This is a genomic window from Paraburkholderia diazotrophica, assembly GCF_038900755.1.
Taxonomy (GTDB): Bacteria; Pseudomonadota; Gammaproteobacteria; order Burkholderiales; family Burkholderiaceae; genus Paraburkholderia; species Paraburkholderia diazotrophica_A.
On record NZ_JBBPEN010000005.1, the window covers coordinates 479,729 to 501,490 of the forward strand.

Genomic DNA, 21,762 nt, shown 5'->3' on the forward strand with positions numbered 1-21,762 from the left:
TTGCCCCTGTGCGGGGCGGCACCTACTCTTCTTTGCCGCGGCAAAGAAGAGCAGGCAGAAGAAAGCCGCTCACACCGCCAGTCTTTCACCTTTACCCACGGGCTCTCAACGTCCCCGTCCTTCAACCGGCAGCGTGCTATGTCATGCATGTTGCCAGCGCGTTTATTCGAGGCCTTACCTGCTCATGCACCCACGTCGCGGCCCGCGACATCGAATATCCCCGGCCCCTTTGCGGCCAACTGTGTGTAGGCAATCGCACCGCACAGGACACCTGCGCTGCGCGATGCGACCGCAGCGAGAGCGTTGCCCTGTACGTCACAGCAATCTCATTCACTACCGACATTCGGCGCTGAAACCTTCGATAGCCGTGGCCGTAACCATACGTGTATGAAACGGGTGAGGCGTTTAGCCAGCACGTTGGCAACTGCATAAGCGAGCACATTGGGGGGCGAAGCACGGGGCCGTTGAGAGCCCGTGGGTAGAGGTCAAGTGCGGGCGGTGTTAGCCCGCTTTCTTTTGCCTACTTTTCTTTGCGGCGGCAAAGAAAAGTAGGTGCCGCCCCGCACAGGGGCAACGCCCGCGCCGCGAGGTGCATCGCGGATGCCAGCGGCACGCTGGAATAGCCACGCATTCGCACATGCCCGCGGCACGCTAAAAAAGCCCAAACAAAAACCGTCGGCAGACACAATCCGCATTGCGGATGCCGGCAGCAAGCCATAAACCAATAGCATCGCAGACAAAAAGAAAACCTAAACATCAGGCCGCTCAATCAACGCCGCCGGCCGCGGCTCATCGATGCCCGCGCGTGCAACCCCAACCCCGTGCTGCTTCTCGATCCAGTTGCGCCGCTCTTCTCGCGGCGTCACGCCGAACCGCTCGCGGTAAGCATTCGAAAAGTGCGCCGCCGACGAGAACCCGCACGCGAGGCTGATCTGCACGACCGACTTGCTCGTGCGCTGCAACTGCGTGCGCGCCTTCGCAAGGCGCAAGCCCAGGTAGTATTTCGACGGCATCGAGCCAAGGTACTGGCGAAACAGACGTTCGAGCTGCCGGCGCGATACGCCGACCAGCCCCGCGATCTCGTCCGAGGTCAGCGGGTCTTCGATGTTCGCTTCCATCAACAGCAATGCATCGTTCAATCGCGGATGGCGCTCGCCCGGCGCCGTCACGAAGGGAATGCGCTGGCGCTCTTCGCCCGAGCGCAGCGTGCCGACGCCCATCGTGTCCGCGATCCGCTCCGCAAGCTCAGGCCCGTGGTCGCGGCCGATCATCGCGAGCATGAAATCGACGGTCGCCTGGCCGCCCGCGCAGGTCGCGCGGTCACGGTCGATCTCGAAGATCTGCTGCGTGACGATCGAACGCTCGAATTGCTCCGTGAACTGCTGGTACGTCTCCCAGTTCACGCTCACGCGATAGCCGGACAACTGCCCCGCCATCGCGAGCCACCAGACGCCATGATGAATACCCGTCACGAGCGGCGTGCGCTGGCCGACGCGCGACAGGCTCGCGAGGAACAGGCGGTAATCCGCGAATTGCTGGAAGCGCTCGCTGACGATGATCAGCCAGTCGCATGAAATCGCATCGCCGAACGCGGCATCGGCGGGCCAGTGCGCTCCGCCCGCAAACGGCACAGGCCGGCCGTCCCACGAGCACACCTGCCAGCGGTACAACGCGCGGCCGTCGATCTCGTTGGCGAGATTCAACGCATCGACGATGGGACCCACGCCCGACATCGAGACGGGCGGCAACGCGACGATCGCGACCTGAGTCGTGCGTGCCGGACTGGACGACGGGCGTGCCATTGATGTGTGCTGCAAAGTCGTGCCGCGCGATACGGGATTACTTGAGGCTGCCGGACAGGAACTGCTTCAGCCGCTCGCTCTTCGGCGCGACCAGCACCTCGGACGGCACGCCCTCTTCCTCCGTGCGGCCCTGATGCAGGAACATCACATGGTTCGACACGTTGCGCGCGAAACCCATTTCGTGCGTGACGACGATCATCGTGCGGCCTTCGTCGGCGAGCTTCTGCATCACCTTCAGCACTTCGCCGACGAGTTCGGGATCGAGCGCCGAAGTCGGCTCGTCGAACAGCATCACGTCGGGATGCATCGCCAGCGCGCGCGCAATCGCAACGCGCTGCTGCTGGCCGCCCGACAGATGCGACGGATACTGTTTCTCCAGGCGCGGCGCGAGGCCCACTTTCTCGAGGTATTCGCGCGCGCGGTCTTCCGCCTCCTTGCGCGGCACGCCGAGCACATGGATGGGCGCCTCGATCACGTTTTCCAGCACGTTCATGTGCGCCCACAGATTGAAGTGCTGGAACACCATCGCGAGCTTCGTGCGAATGCGCTGCAACTGCTTGTGATCCGCGACTTCGAAGTTGCCGTGGCGGTCGACCTTCGTGCGCACTGCTTCGCCGTCGACGATGATCTGTCCGGCATTCGGCCGCTCGAGAAAGTTGATGCAGCGCAGGAACGTGCTCTTGCCCGACCCGCTCGCACCGATGATGCTGATCACGTCGCCCTTGTTGGCGTTCAGCGAGACGCCCTTGAGCACTTCGTTATCGCCATAGCGCTTGTGGATATCCTGCACGGCGAGCTTGCAGGCTTCCGTTTGAGTCGTGTGGAGCAAGATGCTCTCCCAGAGTGAAGACGGGTGAAACCGATGCTTCGATGCGGCGTGCCGCTGATCGATGCGATGCGCCGTGATGCGAACGGCGCGGCGCTGCGGCGCGAAGTCCGGTCAATGCCGGCGCACGGCGAGATACGCGAGCCAGTGACGCTCGGCGCGCCGGAACAGCGCAACCAGCGCGAACGATACAGCAAGATAGATCAGCGCCGCGAGCCCGAATGCCTCGAACGAGCGGTACGTCGCCGAGTTCGCATCGCGCGCGACCTTCAGCACGTCAGGCACGGTGGCCGTGAAGGCGACGGTGGTCGCATGCAGCATCAGGATCACTTCGTTACTGTACAACGGCAGCGCGCGGCGCAGCGCGGACGGTATCACGATCCGCCGGTACATCGTGAACCAGCTCATCCCATAGGCGCGCGCGGCTTCGACTTCGCCATGCGGCGTCGCGCGGATCGCGCCGGCGAAAATCTCCGTGGTGTACGCGCAGGTGTTCAATGCGAACGCGAGAATCGCGCAGTGAAAGCCGCTGCGGAAAAACGTGTCGAGCAGCGCATGCGAGCGCACGAATTCGAGGCTGTACATGCCCGTGTAGATCAGCAGCAACTGCACATAGAGCGGCGTCCCGCGAAACACATACGTGTAGAAGCGCACGGGCATCGAAAGCCAGCGCTTCTTCGACACGCGCGCGACGGCAAGCGGTATCGACGCGACGAAGCCTATGCCGATGGATGCGACCAGCAGCCACAGCGTGACGGCAAGCCCCGAGATGCGCTGGCCGTCCCAGTAGAGGAACGCGCGCCAGAACTGGTTGAGGATGTCGATCATGGTCGTCGTCTCCAGCGGATTCGGGCAATCAGAGTTCGGCGTGCCGCACGCCCGTCGAATAGCGCTTGTCCAGCCAGATCAGCACGAGGTTCGATACGGTCGTGATCGCGAGATAGATCAGCGCGGCGACGAGGATGAAAAAGAACATGTTGAACGTGCTCTTGCCGGCGTCCTGCGCGGCCTTGACGACATCGGCGAGCCCGATGATCGACACAAGCGCCGTCGCCTTCACGAGCACCTGCCAGTTGTTGCCGATACCGGGCAGCGCGAAGCGCATCATCTGCGGGAACAGGATGCGGGCGAACACGCGCGCGCCGCTCATGCCGTACGCCGAGCCCGCTTCGAGCTGGCCGCGCGGCACGGCGAGAAACGCGCCGCGAAACGTCTCGGTGAAATACGCGCCGTAGATGAAGCCGAGCGTCAGCACGCCCGCGACGAACGGATCGATGTCGAATTGCGGCAGGCCGAGCGCGTCGGTCAGATTGTTGACGGCGATCTGGATGCTGTAGAAGAGCAGCAGCATCAGCACGAGATCGGGCACCGAGCGGATCAGCGTCGTATAACCCGTCGCGATCGCGCGCAGCGGGCGGTTGAACGACAGCTTCGCGGCCGCGCCAATGAGGCCGAGCACGACGGCCGCCGCCAGCGAAAGAATCGACAGCTCGATCGTCTTGATCGTGCCGTCGAGAAGCACCGGGCCAAAGCCATAGAGAATCACGCGCGTCTCCCTTCCCATGTTCGAGAGCCGCATCCGCTGCGGCATGGCGCGGATACTCGCAGGCAAAAATACTTTCTCAAATAGGATCAGTCGGCTTTTGTGCGTCGCAACATCGCCGATGCCGGCGGACGGCTGGCGTTGAACGCCCGCAGAACCGGGCGCTATCCGTTTGTAAGCGGGCGCCGCACGCAAACCGCGTGCCGCGATTTAGCAAGTTTCGGGTCGCTTTTTCGATAGACGCGCAAGCCGTGCGAAAAGCCCGCAAACCCGCGCCGATTGGGGCTTTCCCTGAATGACAGGCGCCTTGCGTCCGGTGCATGTCTTGCAGCAACGCGCGTCGCGCCGAAGCCGCATTCGCCACTGCGCGCTAGACTTGCCGATGCCCTCTCACGCCCGCCGCCGCATGCCCTCACCGGATCAGGATCGCCATGACATTTCGCCCCGACTCCGCGACGCTCGACGCGTACACGCGCGACGCCGCCCGCTACTCGCGCGAATGGCTCGACCAGCCGCCGCCCGACGACATGTACGCGCTCTGGCACGACCATCTGCTGCCGATGGGCAAGACGGCCGACGTCGGCTGCGGCAACGGCCGCGATACGGCATGGCTCGCGGACCACGGCTATCGCGTGACGGGCTTCGATGCGTCGGAGGGGCTGCTCGACGAAGCGCGGCGGCTCTATCCGACTATCGCGTTTCGCACCGCGACGCTGCCGTTGCTGGCCGAGATCGACGAGCAGTTCGACAACGTGGTCTGCGAAACCGTGCTGATGCATCTCCCCGCCGACGCGATCACCGATGCCGTCGACAACCTCGTGCGCATCCTGCGGCCGAGCGGCATGCTGTATCTGTCGTGGCGCGTCACCGAGGGCGACGATCAGCGCCAGCCGGACGGGCGCCTGTATTCGGCGTTCGAGCCTTCGCTCGTCGCGAATGCGCTGAGCGCCTGCGTGATCCTGTTCGCCGACGACACGACGAGCGCCAGTTCGGGCAAGCGCGTGTGCCGCATCATTGCGGCCAGGCGCACGGAAGGCGCCTCCGGCTGAAGGCGGCCCGGGTCCGTCAATGTCCGTGATGGTCCGTCAATCGATCGCGAGACTCGCGCGTATCGCAGGCAGCATCGCTTCGACAGCCGCGCGCCCTTCCTCGATCGCGGGCTCCGCGCGGTGGAAATCGAAAATGCCCATGCCGCCCAGACGCGGCTGGATCAGGATGTCCGCGGGCTCGCCCGCGAGGCGGCTGCGCGTGATCCGCACCTGCATGATGTCGATGCTTTGCGCGATCGAACTCAGCAACGAAGGCACGCGCGCGCTCGGCGCGGGCGGCACGCGCACGTCGCGCGAATATTCCGGCGAAGGCTGCAGCCAGTTCGGAAACGGCTTGCCGTTGCGCCGTAGCAGCGGCGATGGCTCGGCCGTGGCGATGTCGGGCGCCGGCGCATCGGGATCGACGCCGACCGGCTGCACTTCTTCGACGGGCACGGGCGGCAGATCGACCACCGCGCCGCCGAAATCGCGGCCGTTGAGAATATCGTTGTTCAGGTCGACGGCGATCACGTAATCGGCCCGCATGCCGCGCGCAACGGATACAGGCACGGGGTTCGACAGCCCGCCGTCGACGAGCCACACGCCATCGTGCAGAACGGGCGTGAAGATACCGGGAATCGCAATCGACGCGCGCACCGCATCGACCACGCCGCCGTCCTGCAGCCACGTCTCCCGGCCCGTATCGAGCTCGGTCGCGACGGCGGCGAACGGCATCTCCAGCTGGCTGATCTCGCGGCCATTAAAGCGGTTCGCAAAGACCTGGATGACTTTCTTGCCGCCGAGCAGGCCGCCCGAGATACGCAGATCGAGCAGCCGCACCACCGTCTGCCACGTGAGCCGCGACACCCATTCCTCGAGCCAGTCGAGATCGCCGTTCGCGTAGATAGCGCCGACCAGCGCGCCGATCGACGTGCCGACGACGAGATCCGGCCTGATCCCCGCATCGTGCAGCGCGCGAATCGCACCGATGTGCGCCCAGCCGCGCGCAGCGCCCCCGCCCAGGACGAGGCCGATGCGCCGGTAGCGTCTATGAGTTGACACCGTTGTTCTCTCCCTTGCTTGCAGGCATTTTTATGATTGGACCGGCGTTTTCGGCGTTTGTTTTAATCGTCCGCTTTTGCGTTCGGTAGTTCGGGCCTGGGACTTCGGGCACGGCATTTCGCGCTTCGTATCCTGTCGTGGCCGTCGCCTGGCGCGTGCTGTCCTCCGCTTCGTTCGCGGTCCCGCGCGCCTGGTGCGTTGTGCCTCGTGCTTTGCGCTTCGTCAGTGGCCGCGCATCACGTCCGAGCGCGACGTCGTGTAGACGACGTGATTGACGTCGAAATGCACGTTGAAAAAGCCCTCCTCGGTGACACCGCCTTCGCGCCACTTCCAGCTCCATACCGTCTCGGGCTTGAGCGGATAGACGGCCACTTCGCCGGGCTTGCCGAGCAGGCAGCGCACTTCGTCCTCGGTCATGCCCACGCGGATCTTCGCGAAGTTCGCGGCCGTCAGCACTTGCGTGATCGCCTGCAGCGTGCCATCCGGGCCGATGTCGACCATGTAGGTGTTGAGGCCTTGCGGGCCGCGCGGATATTCGAGCCGCTTCGAGCCGTCGGTGAAATCGCGCTCGGTTTCCGGCTTGCCCATCTGGTCGCGAATCTGCGCTTCCGTCGTGACGCCGGGCGTGAGCCCTTTCAGAAGCAGCGCATCCGGTTTGACGGCGTTGAAAAATTCCTTGAGTTTTTGCACGGCCTGATCGCTTTGCTGTTGGTCGCAGCCGGCGAGCGCGGACAGCGCGCCTGCCACCGCGACGAAAAGCATCATGTTGCGCAACGAGGTGCGGATAACCATCTTCGATGACACGTCAATCAAACAATGTGAACGACAGAGAGGATAACCCGCTCGACGGCGAAACCGTGAACGAACGCGACGCGGATGTGTTTGGAAAGTTAAAGAATTGCTACGCGAGATTTCGCGCGTGCGAAGAAGCGTGGAATGTGGAGTGCGGAAAAGTGCTGAGTGCGGAGAAGCGCCGGGATAGCGCATTGCACGAGCGCGTGCATCAGTAAGCGCCCGGCCGACGCAACCGGTTCGTTGCGAACAACGCACGCCGCAGACACCCGTCGCAAACATCGGCTGCGGATACGAGCCGCAACGCCGTTAGCGTTTCGGCCAGAAGCCCTTCGGGCATCTGGCCGTCGCGCAGTTTCACCACTTGATCGGCCGTCGGAGCAACGGCCACTGGCCCCTCGACTGTCCCGCAATGCTGACAATCTAGCGTCCGCGCGCGAATTGCGCGAGAGCGCGTTTACACCGAATCGGCAGATGAATCATGCGCTGGCGGTGCTGATTTCGCGGGGGCGCGCAAAGATCGCGGGCAGGCAATGCATGCCCGGCTGACCCGGCCGGCCCGGTTCGCCCGGGTGTGCGCTGCGTAGCCGACCTACGCGTGACGTGACGGACCGACCGGCGTCGAGGTCCGTGAAGGCCGCCGCCTCGCGAGGCGAGAACGCGCCGCGCAGTTTCGCGTCGTCGACGGCGACGTCTTCACACTAGCGCGCAAGCGCGCCGGACTCTGTGCGAGGACACACGCACCGAAGCAGACGGCAACGCATTCCGGGCGGTGTTTTCAAGGTGCTTTGCTGTCGGGCGCGCGCGGTCTTGCTTTTCCGCGCTTGCCGGGCGCGACCTTCGCGACCCTCCCGCCGTCAGGGGCATGATCGCGCCACCAGCACGAATGGGGGCGCTTTGGCACAATCCGCTTTTGCCCTGCCGAGCCGGCTCGCCCATCGCCCCTTGCAGCGGACGATGGTTGGCCGCACATCCATTGCCATGATTCCTTTTTCGGTCCTCGATCTTTCTCCCATCACGGCCGGCGCAAGCGCCGCCGACGCGTTGAGCAACACGCTCGATCTCGCGCGGCACGCCGAGCAATGGGGCTACAAGCGCTACTGGCTCGCCGAGCATCACAACATGACGGGCATCGCGAGCGCCGCGACGTCCGTCGTGATCGCGCACGTCGCGGGCGGCACGAAGACGATCCGCGTCGGCTCGGGCGGCGTGATGCTGCCGAATCACGCGCCCCTCGTGATCGCCGAGCAGTTCGGCACGCTTGCGTCGCTCTTCCCGGGGCGCATCGATCTCGGCCTCGGCCGCGCGCCCGGCACGGACCAGACGACGGCCCGCGCGCTGCGTCGCGATCTGCACGGCAGCGCCGATTCGTTTCCCGACGACGTCGTCGAGTTGCAGCGCTATTTCGCCGATCCCGTGCCGGGCCAGCGCGTGCGCGCCGTGCCGGGCGCGGGCCTGCACGTGCCGCTGTGGCTGCTCGGGTCGAGCCTCTTCAGCGCGCAGCTGGCAGCGGCGCTCGGCCTGCCGTTCGCGTTCGCGTCGCATTTCGCGCCCGATTACATGATGCAGGCGCTGCATGTGTATCGCGCGCAGTTCCAGCCGTCGGAGACGCTCAAGAAGCCATACGTGATGGTCGGCGTGAACCTGTTCGCCGCCGACACGAACGAAGAGGCGCGGCGCCTCTTCACGTCGTTGCAGCAGCAGTTCATCAATCTGCGGCGCGGCACGCCGGGACAGCTGCAACCGCCCGTCGATCGCATCGACGCATCGGAGATGGAACTGGGCAGCGTGCGGCATTCGCTCGCGTACTCGGTCATCGGCGATCGCGACGCTGTGCGGGAAGGCCTGCAATCGATCGTCGAGCAGACGGGCGCGAACGAACTGATGCTGACCGCACAGATCTACGATCACGCGGCACGGCTGCGTTCGTTCGAAATCGGCGCGCAGGTGCGCGACGAGATCGGCGCGGAGTGAAAGCTCGAGCGGTTGCGATGTGGCCAGATAAGGCCGGCGCGCGGTGCGTGCGAATCGGCGCACCACGGTAATGACAGGCACTCGAGATTCCAGCGAAGGCGGCACCGCCGCCTTTGCATCACCATCGAATATGCGACGTCAGTGATCGGCGGGCACGGCGGCGAGTCCGTCGAGCAGCGCCTTGTGAAAAGCTTGCGGGTCCTGCATCTGCGGCGCGTGGCCCAGTTCGGCGAATTCGACGAGCTTCGCGTGCGGAATCGCCTTCGCGGCCTCGCGGCCAAGCTCCGGGTAATGGCCGATCTTCGCGCGCACGTCGGGCGGCGCTGCATCCTTGCCGATCGCAGTGGTGTCCTTCTGACCGATCAACAACAGCGTCGGCATCTTCAGTTGCCCGAGTTCGTAGACGACGGGCTGCGTGTAGATCATGTCGTACAGCAGCGCCGAATCCCACGCGACTTCCTTCTTGCCCGGGCCGCGATACATGCCCGCAAGCATCTGCACCCACGGCTCGAAATCGCTGCGCCACTGGCCTGAGTAGTACGTGGCCTGTTCATATCGGCGGATGCCGTCCGCCGTGGTCTTCAGTTCGCGCTCGTACCATTGATCGACGGAAAGCGACGGCACGCCCTTCGCCTTCCAGTCCTCGAGTCCGATGGGGTTGACGAGCACCAGTTGCTGCGTCTGAGCCGGATACATCAACGCATAGCGTATCGCGAGCATGCCGCCCGTCGAATGGCCGATCACGGTCGCGTTGCTCACGCCGAGCGATTCGAGCAGCGCATGCGTGTTGCGCGCAAGCTGCTGGAAGCTGAATTGATAACGCTGCGGCTTGCTCGACTTGCAAAAGCCGATCTGGTCGGGCGCGATCACGCGATAGCCCGCTGCCGACAGCCGCTCGATCGTGCCTTCCCATGTCGCCGCGCAAAAATTCTTGCCGTGCAGCAACACGGCCGTGCGGCCGTTCGGATGCGCGGGCGCGATATCCATGTAGGCCATGTGCAGCGCTTCGCCTTGCGATGTGAACTCGAACTGCCGCACGGGCGCCGGATAGCTGAAGCCCTGCAGCTCGGGGCCGTACACGGAACCGTCGTCGCTCGCGGCCGCATTCGGCGAAGACGTGGCGGATGACGCAGAGGCACCTGCCGCATCGGCGGCGAAGGCATTCGCGCCCAGAGCAGCGACGCATGCGGACAAGGCGACGGCAACAAGGGATGAAAGCAATTTCATAGGCAGTGAGCGTGGAAAATGAAGACTGGCTGAAGAAAGAGCGGACAAGGCCGCATGATGCCCGCGTCGTCGCCGCTTTGCAGCGCCGCGCGCAAGTGCCCGTGGCTAGTGCCCATGCCACTGCGCCCGGCGGCGAGCGCGATCCAAACACGCGTTTGACTACGGCATCAATTACCGTACGCGCTTCATGCCGCAGCGCACGGGCGCCGTTTCTACCGGATGCCGTCCGCTTCCCCGTTGCGACCGCGCGCGCAATGTGGCGTGCCGAACGCGCGACGCGCAACAGGCCGATGCGCCACCGTTGCGCGCCGCATGCGCATGGTCCAGACTAAACGCTGCCGGCGCAGCCGACAACGACGACAACAACACCAGGCGCCAGGCCAAGAACAACAAAAACGACGGGGCAAAGTAGGCGAAGACAGAAAGCTTCCACCAGGGCTCACCCATAACAGCAACCGTGCTGGATGGGACCGGGGGCAGGCCGCTAAAGCGTCAAAGTCGCTAAAGCGTCAACCCCGGTCCACACAGGAGACGCACATGGATACGCCGGCAAGCCTCAACGATCTTCAGCACACGACACTCGCCATCGTTCTCGCTGGTGGACGCGGCACCCGCCTCGGCCCCCTGACGAACAAGCGCGTCAAACCCGCCGTTCATTTCGGCGGCAAATACCGGATCATCGATTTCGCGTTATCGAACTGCCTGAATTCGGGCATCCGGCGCATCGCCGTCGTCACCCAGTACAAGGCGCATTCGCTGCTGCGCCACGTGCAGCGCGGCTGGGGCTTCCTGCGCGGCGAGTTCAACGAGTTCATCGACCTGTGGCCCGCGCAGCAGCGCGTCGAAGGCGCGCACTGGTATCGCGGCACGGCCGACGCAGTGTTCCAGAACCTCGACATCATCCGCTCGATCAGTCCGAAGTACGTCGTCGTGCTAGCGGGCGACCACATCTACAAGATGGACTACACGCGGATGGTGATGGACCACGTCGAGTCGCACGCGGACTGCACGGTCGGCTGCATCGAGGTGCCGCGCATGGATGCCGTCGCGTTCGGCGTGATGCATGTGGACGAGGAGCGCCGCGTGACGGGCTTCGTCGAAAAGCCTGCCGATCCGCCCGCGATGCCCGGCCGCCCCGACATCGCGCTCGCGAGCATGGGCATCTACGTGTTCAACGCCGATTACCTGTACTCACTGCTCGAGGAGAACATCACTAGCGTCGCGACGGATCACGACTTCGGCAAGGACATCATTCCGCGCGTCGTCACGTCGGGGCATGCGATCGCGCATCCGTTCAGCATGTCGTGCGTGTCGTCGGACCCGAGCGTCGAGCCGTACTGGCGCGACGTCGGCACGATCGACGCTTACTGGGCCGCGAATCTCGACCTCGCATCGACGATCCCCGCGCTCGATCTCTACGACCGCAACTGGCCGATCTGGACGCATCAGGAGCAGTTGCCGCCCGCCAAGTTCGTGCGCGACCTGAACGGACTGCAAGGCTCGGGCACCAACATGATCGTGTGCGGCGGCTGCGTGATCTCCGGCTCGCAGATTTCGCGCTCGGTGCTGTCGTCGAATGTCGTCGTGAATTCGTTCTGTAACATCGCTGAGGCAGTCTTGTTGCCGCAGGTGACGATCGGCGCGAGCTGCCGGCTGCGCAAGGTCGTGATCGACCGTGGCTGCCAGCTTCCCGACGGCACCGTGATCGGCGAAGACCCCGTGCGCGACGGCGAGCGCTTCTATCGGACGGATAGCGGCGTCGTGCTCGTGACGGCCGAAGCGCTCAGGCGCCAGGCGGCGCCCGCGCGATAGCAGGCCCGCGGCCGGCGTGGCGGGCGCGGCGATCGCCGGCATTGGAACAACGAACCCAACCCATTGCGAACAGGACCCAGCCCATGACGATCCGCGCGCTGCACGTCGCAAGCGAGATGTATCCCCTTCTGAAAACGGGCGGTCTCGCCGATGTCGTGGGCGCGCTGCCGCCCGCGCTGATCGAGCTGGGCGCCGACGTCCGCGTGCTGCTGCCGGGCTTTCCTGCCGTCGTCGCCGGGCTGTCGGACCTGCAGCCCGTCGCGCCCATCGGCGAGCGCTTCGGCGCGCCGGACGTGACGCTCGAGCGCGGCACGCTGCCCGCGAACGGCCTCGTCGTGTATGTGATCCGCGCGAAGACGCTGTACGACCGCGGCGGCAATCCGTATCTCGACGCCGAGCACGTGCCCTACGGCGACAACGCGCAGCGTTTCGCGACGCTCGGCTGGACGGCGGCGCAACTCGCGCAGCAGCTCGATCCCGAATGGACGCCGCAGATCGTCCACGCGCACGATTGGCACGCCGGGCTTGCGCCCGCGTATCTGAAAGCCGCCGCGCGCGAGCGCGGCAAGCCGTTGCCGCGCACGGTGTTCACGGTCCACAACCTCGCGTATCAGGGCATCTTTCCCGCGCATCAGTTCGGCCAGCTGGGACTGCCCGCCGATTTCTTCCACATGAGCGGCGTCGAGTTCTACGGGCAGATGTCGTTTCTCAAAGCAGGCCTCTTCTACAGCGACCGCATCACGACGGTGAGTCCAACGTATGCGCGCGAAATCCAGACGCTCGCGCAAGGCGGCGGTCTCGACGGGCTGCTGAGCCAGCGCTCGCACGATCTGTCGGGCATTCTGAACGGCGTCGACTACTCGGTGTGGCAGCCGTCCGCCGATCAGCTGATCGCCGCGCGCTACACCGACACGCGCCTTGCCGGCAAGCGCGCGTGCAAGACGGCGCTACAGGAGCGCTTCCATCTCGCGCAGAAGAGCGACGCGCTGCTGTTCGGCGTCGTGAGCCGGCTGACGGAGCAGAAAGGTCTCGACCTGCTGCTCGCGGCGCTGCCGGAGATCGTCAGGCGCGGCGGCCAGCTCGTCGTGTTCGGCACCGGCGATCCGGCGCTCGAGAACGGCTTGCAGCGCGTCGCGCACGCGCATCCAGAAAGCGTCGCCGTCGAGCTCGGCTTCGACGAGACGCTCGCGCATCAGATCGTCGCGGGCAGCGACGTGATCGCGGTGCCGTCGCGCTTCGAGCCGTGCGGCCTGACGCAGCTCTACGCGCTCGCGTACGGGTCGCTGCCGCTCGTGCATCGCGTGGGCGGTCTCGCGGATACCGTCACGGATGCGTCGCTCGAAAACATCGCCGACGATCTCGCGACGGGCTTCGTGTTCGAGCGCTTCGAGCCCGAGGCGCTGATGGGCGCGATCCGCCGCGCTTTCGCGCTCTACGCGCGACGCACCGACTGGAAAGCGGCGCAGCGTCGCGCGATGCGCCAGGACTTCAGCTGGGGCGCGTCGGCGGAACGCTATCTCGCGCTGTATCGCGAGCTGGTCTGAGCGCGCGTCAACGCGTGCTGCGGCGCCACGTGACCGGGCGCCAGCGGCTGCGCCATCGGCCCTCGCGATGATGGTTCGGCGCAACACGACGGGGCCTGATCGCTTCCGTCGCACGAAAACTCATGTATCTTGTGCTGATCAGGGCATGACGCGCATGCTGTCCATGTATCGTGGACGTAGACGCCAAAACGGTGTAAGGACGCGGTGCGCGGCTGCCCGACAGGCCGTTGGGCGCACGAGCCGACATGTGCTGCCTGCCGGCCGCCCGTCAATACATGCGTCCGTATTCGACCAGCGCGTTCGCCGCGCGATATCGGTTCAACATGAAAAACGTTCTGAGCATCCAGTCACATGTCGTGTTCGGGCACGCTGGCAATAGCGCGTCGGTGTTTCCGATGCGGCGTCTCGGCGTCAACGTGTGGCCGCTCAACACGGTGCAGTTCTCGAACCATACGCAATACGGCCATTGGGAAGGCAGCGCAATCGACGCGTCGCAGATGCTCGCGCTCGTCGAGGGCATCGGCGCGATCGGCGTGCTGCCGCGTTGCGATGCCGTGCTGTCGGGCTACCTCGGCACGCCCGAGCAGGCGCAGGCGGTAGTCGAAATCGTGCGCGCGGTGAAGGCCGCAAATCCGCATGCGCGCTATATCTGCGACCCGGTGATGGGCACCGCGACGGGCTGCCGCGTCGAGCCCGGCATCCAGCAGTTTCTCGTGCGGACGATGCCCGAGGTCTCCGACGTGATGTGCCCGAATCACAGCGAATTGCAGCGGCTCGTGGGCCGCGAGATCGAAACCGTCGAAGAAGCCGTCGCCGCGTGCCGCGAGCTGATGGAGCGCGGACCGAAGACGGTGCTCGTCAAGCATCTGCTCGATCGCAACAGCGCCGCGGACCGCTTCAACATGCTCGTCGTGACCGGGCGCGAAGCGTGGATGGGCCAGCGCCCGCTCTATCCGTTCGCGCGGCAGCCCGTCGGCGTCGGCGACCTGACGAGCGCCGTGTTCGTCGCGCGCACGCTGCACGGCGATTCCGTGCGCGGCGCGTTCGAACATACGATGGCCGCCGTCAACGCAGTCGTGCGCGCGACGTGGGATGCGGGGCGCTATGAGCTCGAGATCATCGCCGCGCAGGACGAGATCGCGCATCCACGCGACTGGTTCGATGCGTGGGTGGTGGAGTCGGCATAGCGGCCGGCGATACACCGAGCGTCCGCGAACTTTACCTTTAAGCCTGACGTCCTATAATGCGTGCCGCGCGAAACCGCGCGGCATTTTTATTGGCACTGGCAGACGAGGCATCGATGGACGGCACTATCCGCAGCGAACGTGAAGAGCAGTTTGAAGAGTTGTGCATCAGCGTCGATGCAGACGAAGCGCACGAGCAGGAAGCGATCGAGTTCTTCGAATTGCAATTCGGCGAGGCGGATTTCGACGCGGCTCAATGGCTCGATATCGCGCTCTACTATTCGCCTGCCGTCGCGCGCGGCATCATCGACATGGTCACGCCCGACGACAAGGCGCGCAGCAACATCGCCGAAGTGATCGGCGACAACCTCGACATCTCGTATGGCGCGGACGAATGCCAGCAGTTCGCGGAGACCCTTCACTTCGCTATCGCGAACGGCGTGCCCGTCGATCTCGACGTCGTGCTCGACGGTTGCCAGCGCGCAATCGACGATCTCGACACGTGGGCCGAAGACGACGTGAAAGAACCGCTGCTGCGTCTGCGCGAAGAACTGCTGCGCATGCAAGGCGAGCAGTGAGCGCATCGCGCTGATTTTCACGCGCGGCGCCTTCTGCGTGATCTGCATTAACGGGCGTTGCGCGAATCGCCAGCGCGCGATGCATACATGACGCGCGGCCTCCACACTTTCCCTCCCCTCGCGCGGCCAGGCGCCTGCGCATCTTCCCTGCCCTCGCTCGATAGCCGGCACGCTCGCGACACAACCGCTGTGCTGAAATGCGCATTCAACATGCCGCGAACTGCCAAGACGCACGCATATTGGCTTTCTATATTCGCGCCACGGATCGGCTGCAGCGCGCGGGTTGCGCGAGGTCATAGCTCCGTCGGCAGAGGGCATGCAAGCGATACGGCTTCGGTGTTTTCCAGCATTGCCGTCCGTGCTGCATCGTCCGTACTCTCGTCCGTGCATTTGTCCGATTTCGTCACGAAGGAGACCTGCCGACACACTGCATCGAGCAATCCGACCGGTAGCGCTTCGCGTCATTCGACGTAACACCAGACGTCGGGCCCGACGTGAAGCGCGCACTGCAAGCCGGCTGTTTTTCCCATCCCTGTCTGCCGATGTAAGGAGAAACCATGAGCCTTTGCAAGACGCTGAATCCGTTTGCCGTGATGTTGGGCGCCGTGCTGTCCATCGCGCCGCTCGCCAGTTTCGCCGCAGACGAAATGCCCGTGAAAATAGGCTTCGCCGCGCCGATGACTGGCCCCAACGCAGGGTATGGGAAGGACCTGCAGAACGGCGTGCGGCTTGCCATCGAGGAAGCCAACGCACAGAAGATCAAGATCGGCGACAAGGTCGCGCATTTCGAGCTGGTCTCGGAGGACGACCAGGCCGACCCGCGCATCGGCGTGCAGGCCGCGCAGAAACTGGTGGACCAGAGCGTGTCCGGCATCGTCGGCCACTTCAACTCGGGCACGACGATTCCCGCGTCGCAGGTCTATGAACAGGCGGGCATTCCGATGATCGATCCCGCCGCGACGAACCCGACCATCACGAACCGCGGCTTCGCGAACACGTTCATGGTGATCTCCACCGACGCGCAAAACGCCGGCAACGCGGGCACGTACGCGGTGCAGGTGACGAAGGCGAAGCGCATCGCGATCATCGACGACCGCACGGCCTTCGGCCAGGGCGAGGCAGACGAGTTCGAGAAGGCGGTGAAGGCGGCGGGCGGCAATATCGTCGCGCGCGAGTTCACGAGCAACACCGCCGTCGACTTCAGCACGCAGCTCACGAAGATCAAGGCGACCAACGCCGATCTGATCTTCTTCGGCGGACTCGACACGCAGGCTGCCGCGATCGCGAAGAAGATGAAGCAGCTCGGCATGACGGCGCAGTTGCTCGGCGGCGGCGGCGTCGAAGACCCCGAGTTCGTGAAGCTTGCGGGCGAAGCGGCCGAAGGCGCGATGGCCTGGGAATATGGCCGGCCGCTCGCGCAACTGCCCGGCGGCAAGGACTTCTCGGCGAAGTTCAAGAAGCGCTTCGGCGACGACATCCTGTCGTATGCGCCGTTCGGCTATGACGCGGCGTGGGCCATGATCAAGGCAATGCAGACGGCGAAATCGTCGGACCCGAAGGTGTATCGCCCGGCTCTCAAGAGCATCAATTTCGAAGGCGTGACGGGCACGATCTCTTTCGATAGCACGGGGGCGCTGAAGAGCGCGGCTTCGACGCTGTATCAGGTGAAGAACGGGGTTTGGGTGCCTGTTGTGACCAAGAGCGGCGCGTAACGGGCGCCGCGGCCCCCTTTTTGGTTGTCTTGGCCTGCCGCCGGCATCCGCGGTTGCCCGGTGTGTCGGCGACGGCTTTTTGTTGTGGCTGGCTTAGCGTGCCGCTGGCGTCCGCGATGCGCCTCGCGGCGCGGGCGTTGCCCCTGTGCGGGGCGGCACCTACTCTTCTTTGCCGCGGCAAAGAAGAGTAGGCAGAAGAAAGCCGCTCACACCGCGCGCACTTGACCTTCACCCACGGGCCCTCAACGTTCCCATCCTTCTTGCGGCAGTGTGCTGGCCTATGTAGTTGCCAACACGATGGCTAAATGCCTCACCCGCTTCACACACACGTGGCGCAGCTAAGGTATCGAATATTCCAGCGCTGCATGTCGGTAGTGAATCAGGTTGCTGTGTCGCGCAGGGTGCCGTCCTCACTTGAGCCGCATCGCGTAGCGAGGGTTTCCTGTGCGGGGCGAATGCCTACACACAGTTTGCCGCAAATGGACCGAGGAATTTCGATGTCGCGGGCCGCAACACGGGTGCATGAAACAGGTGAGGCGTTCTGGTAGCGCGCTGGCAACGAACATAAGCCGGCGCGTTGCCGCCTGTAGGACGGGGACGTTGAGAGCCCGAGGGTAAGGGTCAAGCACTGGCGGTGTGAGCGGCTTTCTTCTGCCTACTCTTCTTTGCCGCGGCAAAGAAGAGTAGGTGCCGCCCCGCACAGGGGCAACGCCCGCGCCGCGAGGCGCATCGCGGATGCCAGCGCAACCGCAAAAAACACCGCAAGCAAAGGCCGTCGCAGACAAAAGCGCAAAGGCCGTCGCAGACAAAAGCAAGACACAGGGCCAACGCCCGCGCCGCGAGGCGCAACGCGGACGCCTGCGCAACCGCAAAAAACACCGCAAGCAAAGGCCGTCGCAGACAAAAGCAAGACACAGGGCCAACGCCCGCGCCGCGAGACGCAACGCGGATGCCAGCGCAACCGCAAAAAACACCGCAAGCAAAGGCCGTCGCAGACAAAAGCAAGACACAGGGCCAACGCCCGCGCCGCGAGGCGCATACGCGGACGCCAGCGGCAAGGGCAAAGCAAACCAGCCAGCGGCAGACTAAACAAACTTCAGGCGCCCTAGCCTGCCCTAACCACGATCTGCGACAACGCATCGCGTTCGATCCTCACCAGCGACGCCCGCGTCAGTGCGAACTCATCCGGGCTGCACACCTGGTGCCCGAAGCGCGCGTGCAGCCGCCGCGTGATCTGCACGATCCGCGACGTCGGATCGAACACATAGTGCGATTCGTAATCGAAGAAGCGGTCACGCACCGATGTGTCCTGCGGCATGTCGGTCACGCGCACCGTATCGGGCAGCGTGATCTGCGACGTCTCGTCGAAGTCGCCGCCGATGCACACCCACGGCTGCGTGCGCGCCGGCTCAGCGAGCCACGCCTGCACCTGCGTCGCGATGCCGCCCGACAGGCTCGTCAGCGCGGGCAGCGCCGTCGTGCCGTCGGGCCATGAGAAGTGCTCGAGCGTGCCCTGCATCGTCATCGGGAAAGGGCCTGTGGTCGCCCGCAGCTCGCCCGGCTGCAGGCGCGCGATGCCGTGCAGTCCCGTCTGCCGCAAGCGGTCGGCGGCAATCTGCTGCCAGCGCTGGCGCGTCGCGCGTCGAAACACGTTGCGCTCCAGTTCGGCCGACACGCCCGCGTCCTCGACGCGGTACGTGAAGCCCGCCGTGCCCGTACGATCGATGTCGATGGCAAGCCGCACGGTGCGGCCGCGCTCCTGCGTCGCGGGCGTGCGCGCTAGCGCGCCGTCGTCAACGAGCAGCACGGGCCGGTCCATCGCGCCCGGCGGCAGATAGCCGAAGCCGATCCCGCCCGCCGTCGTATCCGCGTACATCTGCAGCGACGGAATCCATGTAATCGCGTGATTGATCGCGCTCGCGCCGTAGCCCGGCACGTCTGGCAGCGTATAGACAGGCCCGAGATTGAGCAGCACCGCCTGGCTGTCGATGCCGACGGCCGACAGCATCGCGCTGTACAGCGCGACGTGATCCTTGCAGTCGCCGTAGCGGTTGCGCAGGATGTCGCTCACCTTGTGCGGCATGGCCGCCGTCTCGCCGAGAAAAAGCGCGACGTAGCGGATATTCAGACGCACCCAGTCGTAAAGGATCTGCGCCTTCGTGCGCGGATCGTCGGCCTGCGCCGTCAGCGATTGCGCGAGTTGCACGACGCCCGGATCGCGCCAGGTCGGATCGTATGCGGCAGAACGATAACGCTCGGCGAACGCGGCGAAATCGCGCGTCGTCGTGACCATCAGGCGGTCGCCGTATGTCGGATAGCCGACGGCGCCCGACTCGATGGGCGCATAGGGTCCGTGATGATATTCGAACGTGTAGCGCGTGCGGCCGTTCTCCGTCACGGGCGGCAACGCGACGTAGCCGCGCGCGTCGGCGTAGAGCGGCACGTCGGCGGGCAGATCGAAGATCAGCTGCTGCATGTCGACAGGCCCGCGCGTCGGCTCGACGAAATACGCGAACGTGCCCGCCTGCAACGGCACCGCGCGCGTCTTGCGAAACGCGAGATGCACGCGCGAGCCCGGCTCGACGCCCGGAAAGATCACCGTGCGCAGCACTCCGTCCTCGAAAGTCGGCGCGCCCGCCGAACGCGGCTCCTGCACGTCGCGAATGCCGTCCGGCCCGACGGGATGCGCGACGCCATTGCCATCGATCGTCTCCGCCGCGAGCAGTTGCACCTGCTCGATGTCCTTGTTGAACCACACGTAGCGCTGCGCGATTTCGTCGACACCGCTCGTCGTGTTCGCGCGCAGGATCGTATCGTCGTGCTCCTCGACGGAACCGTCTTTCTGCACGACGAACAGATGCACGTCGCGTTCCGTGGTCGACGGTGGCACGTCGTCGGGCGCGACGCGCTCCTGAGCGTGCACGGCGACCGCGCCGCACGCACAGACGATCAGCGGCAGCACGGCAGCCGCGCGCAACCGATGCACACGCCGGCTCATGCTTTCGATGCCTCGCGGATGCGAGCCACGCCATCGTCACGCGCGCCGCGCTGCACGCGCCACGCGCGCGGGCTCATGCCGAATTCGGCGCGAAACGCGTGATTGAAATTGGACACATCATTAAAGCCGCTATCGAAAGCGATATCGACGATCTTCGCGTCCTCGCTGACGAGCCGAAGCGCTGCATGACGCAGCCGCGCGCGCAACACGTACTGATGCGGCGTGACGCCCGTCACCCGTTCGAACGTGCGCAGAAAATAGAAATCGGACAGTCCGCACATCTTCGCGAGACTCGCGAGCGTATGCGGCGCATCGGGCGCTTCGTCGATCGCGCGGACGATCTGCGTGACGCGCGCCCATGCCGATGCGCCCGTCTCTGGGGCGCGGCGTTTCGCATCGGCTTGCGTCGAGCGCAGCGTGGCTTCGGCGAGATCGACGGCGAGTTCGTTCCAGGCTTCGAACTGCGTTGCATCGGTCGCGCCCGCGCAGGCTTTCGCGATCAGGCCGGAAAATGCGCGCAGCGGCGGCATGCAGCCGTGCCGGAACGGGATGTCCGCGCGAGAGAAGCCCGCATCGAGGGCGAGCCGCTCGAAGTACCCAGGCTGATAGTGAAACGACACGCAGCGATCGCCCGGCGCATGACGATGCCCGCACTCGAAGCATTCGCCCCCGTTGCCGAGCAGCAGCGAGCCGGGTGTCAGCAGCTCGCGCCCTTTCGTCGAGCGGTAGCCGAACGCGCCCGCCGCCACCATTGCGATGCAGACGCCCCCGTGCCGCTCTTCGAAGGGCTGGTCGCGCGGACCGAACGTGCACAGCACATCGATGACGGTCCAGCCATCGCCCGCAGCGAGCGTGCGCATATGCGTTTCGCCGCGCGCGCCGAGCACATCGCGTCGTTGCAACGCGGCTTCGAGATCGACGGCAATTTTTCCCAAGATGTCACCTCGCCGGGTCCGTACGATTGTTTTATCACATCGGCGGCAGGCGCACAGAGCCACGCCCGGCCGCCCTTTTCACCGGACACTGCAACCGGACTATTCACCGTCACCCTTCAATCCCATTTCTTCAACCGAACCTGTCAAATGGAGCAACATGCAATGAACGCATTGAATCATGGGCTTGCTTCCGGCTTTCACGCCGCACTCGCGGCGCCTGGCCGCGCAGCGGATATCGATGCCGCCGACGATCTGTATGGCTGGCTCATCGGCAGCTGGGACATGGACGTTTTGCACTATCGCGCCGACGTCCGCGAGCGGCGGCTCACGGGCGAGATTCACTTCGGCTGGGCGCTCGAAGGACGCGCGGTGCAGGACGTCTGGATCATGCCGCGCCGCGCGGACCGTAGCGCTCAACGCGAGCCCGGTCTCGACATGTACGGCACGACGCTGCGCGTGTGGGACCCGTCGATCGGCGCGTGGCGCGTCACGTACATCAATCCCGTGACCGGCCAGCGCGACGAGCTGATCGGCAGGAAAGTCGGCCGCGATATCGTGCAGATCGGCACGCGTGCGAACGGCACGCCGATCCGCTGGAACTTCACCGAGATCACCGACGACGCGTTCCGCTGGACAGGCGTCGCGCTAGCCGATGACGGCATCGCGTGGAATCTCGAAGGCGAGTTCGTTGCGCGGCGCCGGCGCGGCTGACGTCGGCGAAAGAACGGGCGGACGAGCGAACCGG

General features: G+C 65.0%; 17 protein-coding genes. 8 read left to right on the forward strand and 9 right to left on the reverse strand.

Annotation, left to right across the window (positions count from 1 at the left end; all coding sequences use genetic code 11):
* Window positions 1-749: 749 nt before the first annotated feature.
* The 4 genes from AABE10_RS19065 to AABE10_RS19080 form a co-directional block, all read right to left on the reverse strand.
* Window positions 750-1,802 (reverse strand): GlxA family transcriptional regulator, encoded by a 1,053-nt coding sequence (locus tag AABE10_RS19065; RefSeq protein ID WP_342934804.1) that lies wholly within the window; start codon window positions 1,800-1,802, stop codon window positions 750-752.
* 37 nt (window positions 1,803-1,839) lie between these two features.
* Window positions 1,840-2,631, reverse strand: coding sequence for an ABC transporter ATP-binding protein (locus tag AABE10_RS19070; protein ID WP_342934805.1), 792 nt, complete (start codon window positions 2,629-2,631; stop codon window positions 1,840-1,842).
* 111 nt (window positions 2,632-2,742) lie between these two features.
* Entirely contained in the window at window positions 2,743-3,456 is a 714-nt protein-coding gene (locus AABE10_RS19075) for an ABC transporter permease (protein ID WP_342934806.1), read from the reverse strand.
* Between the two features lie 28 nt (window positions 3,457-3,484).
* Entirely contained in the window at window positions 3,485-4,174 is a 690-nt protein-coding gene (locus AABE10_RS19080) for a histidine ABC transporter permease HisQ (RefSeq protein ID WP_342934908.1), read from the reverse strand.
* 428 nt (window positions 4,175-4,602) lie between these two features.
* Between AABE10_RS19080 and AABE10_RS19085 the strand changes: the two genes are divergently transcribed.
* Window positions 4,603-5,220 (forward strand): class I SAM-dependent methyltransferase, encoded by a 618-nt coding sequence (locus AABE10_RS19085; protein ID WP_342934807.1) that lies wholly within the window; start codon window positions 4,603-4,605, stop codon window positions 5,218-5,220.
* Between the two features lie 36 nt (window positions 5,221-5,256).
* Here AABE10_RS19085 and AABE10_RS19090 read toward each other — a convergent pair whose 3' ends face one another.
* Window positions 5,257-6,261, reverse strand: a complete 1,005-nt coding sequence (locus AABE10_RS19090) for a patatin-like phospholipase family protein (protein WP_342934808.1) — start codon at window positions 6,259-6,261, stop codon at window positions 5,257-5,259.
* Between the two features lie 222 nt (window positions 6,262-6,483).
* Window positions 6,484-7,026 (reverse strand): hypothetical protein, encoded by a 543-nt coding sequence (locus AABE10_RS19095; RefSeq protein ID WP_342934909.1) that lies wholly within the window; start codon window positions 7,024-7,026, stop codon window positions 6,484-6,486.
* A gap of 1,008 nt (window positions 7,027-8,034) precedes the next feature.
* Here AABE10_RS19095 and AABE10_RS19100 point away from each other — a divergent pair.
* Window positions 8,035-9,027 (forward strand): LLM class flavin-dependent oxidoreductase, encoded by a 993-nt coding sequence (locus AABE10_RS19100; protein ID WP_342934809.1) that lies wholly within the window; start codon window positions 8,035-8,037, stop codon window positions 9,025-9,027.
* 138 nt (window positions 9,028-9,165) lie between these two features.
* Here the strand turns inward: AABE10_RS19100 and AABE10_RS19105 are convergent, their stop codons facing one another.
* Window positions 9,166-10,254, reverse strand: a complete 1,089-nt coding sequence (locus AABE10_RS19105; RefSeq protein ID WP_342934810.1) for an alpha/beta hydrolase — start codon at window positions 10,252-10,254, stop codon at window positions 9,166-9,168.
* Window positions 10,255-10,791: 537 nt separating this feature from the next.
* Between AABE10_RS19105 and glgC the strand changes: the two genes are divergently transcribed.
* From glgC to AABE10_RS19130, 5 genes are all read left to right on the forward strand, one after another.
* Entirely contained in the window at window positions 10,792-12,066 is a 1,275-nt protein-coding gene (glgC, locus tag AABE10_RS19110; RefSeq protein ID WP_342934811.1) for a glucose-1-phosphate adenylyltransferase, read from the forward strand.
* A gap of 83 nt (window positions 12,067-12,149) precedes the next feature.
* On the forward strand, window positions 12,150-13,610 hold the full coding sequence (glgA, locus tag AABE10_RS19115) for a glycogen synthase GlgA (protein ID WP_342934812.1): 1,461 nt from the start codon (window positions 12,150-12,152) through the stop codon (window positions 13,608-13,610).
* Window positions 13,611-13,933: 323 nt separating this feature from the next.
* The gene (gene pdxY / locus AABE10_RS19120) at window positions 13,934-14,797 is read left to right on the forward strand and encodes a pyridoxal kinase PdxY (protein WP_342934813.1); all 864 of its coding nucleotides are present in this window, start codon (window positions 13,934-13,936) and stop codon (window positions 14,795-14,797) included.
* Window positions 14,798-14,910: 113 nt separating this feature from the next.
* Entirely contained in the window at window positions 14,911-15,372 is a 462-nt protein-coding gene (locus AABE10_RS19125; RefSeq protein WP_342934814.1) for a hypothetical protein, read from the forward strand.
* Window positions 15,373-15,929: 557 nt separating this feature from the next.
* The gene (locus tag AABE10_RS19130; protein WP_342934815.1) at window positions 15,930-17,084 is read left to right on the forward strand and encodes a branched-chain amino acid ABC transporter substrate-binding protein; all 1,155 of its coding nucleotides are present in this window, start codon (window positions 15,930-15,932) and stop codon (window positions 17,082-17,084) included.
* Window positions 17,085-18,189: 1,105 nt separating this feature from the next.
* Here the strand turns inward: AABE10_RS19130 and AABE10_RS19135 are convergent.
* Both AABE10_RS19135 and AABE10_RS19140 read right to left on the reverse strand, forming a co-directional pair.
* On the reverse strand, window positions 18,190-20,082 hold the full coding sequence (locus AABE10_RS19135) for a DUF3857 domain-containing transglutaminase family protein (RefSeq protein ID WP_342934816.1): 1,893 nt from the start codon (window positions 20,080-20,082) through the stop codon (window positions 18,190-18,192).
* Window positions 20,079-21,017: an AraC family transcriptional regulator gene (locus AABE10_RS19140; protein WP_342934817.1), complete on the reverse strand. Its 939-nt coding sequence runs from the start codon at window positions 21,015-21,017 to the stop codon at window positions 20,079-20,081. The genes AABE10_RS19135 and AABE10_RS19140 overlap by 4 nt, the downstream gene beginning before the upstream one ends.
* Window positions 21,018-21,179: 162 nt before the next feature.
* On the opposite strand from AABE10_RS19140, the gene AABE10_RS19145 reads away from it, so the two are divergent.
* On the forward strand, window positions 21,180-21,728 hold the full coding sequence (locus AABE10_RS19145) for a hypothetical protein (RefSeq protein WP_342934818.1): 549 nt from the start codon (window positions 21,180-21,182) through the stop codon (window positions 21,726-21,728).
* Window positions 21,729-21,762 lie beyond the last annotated feature (34 nt).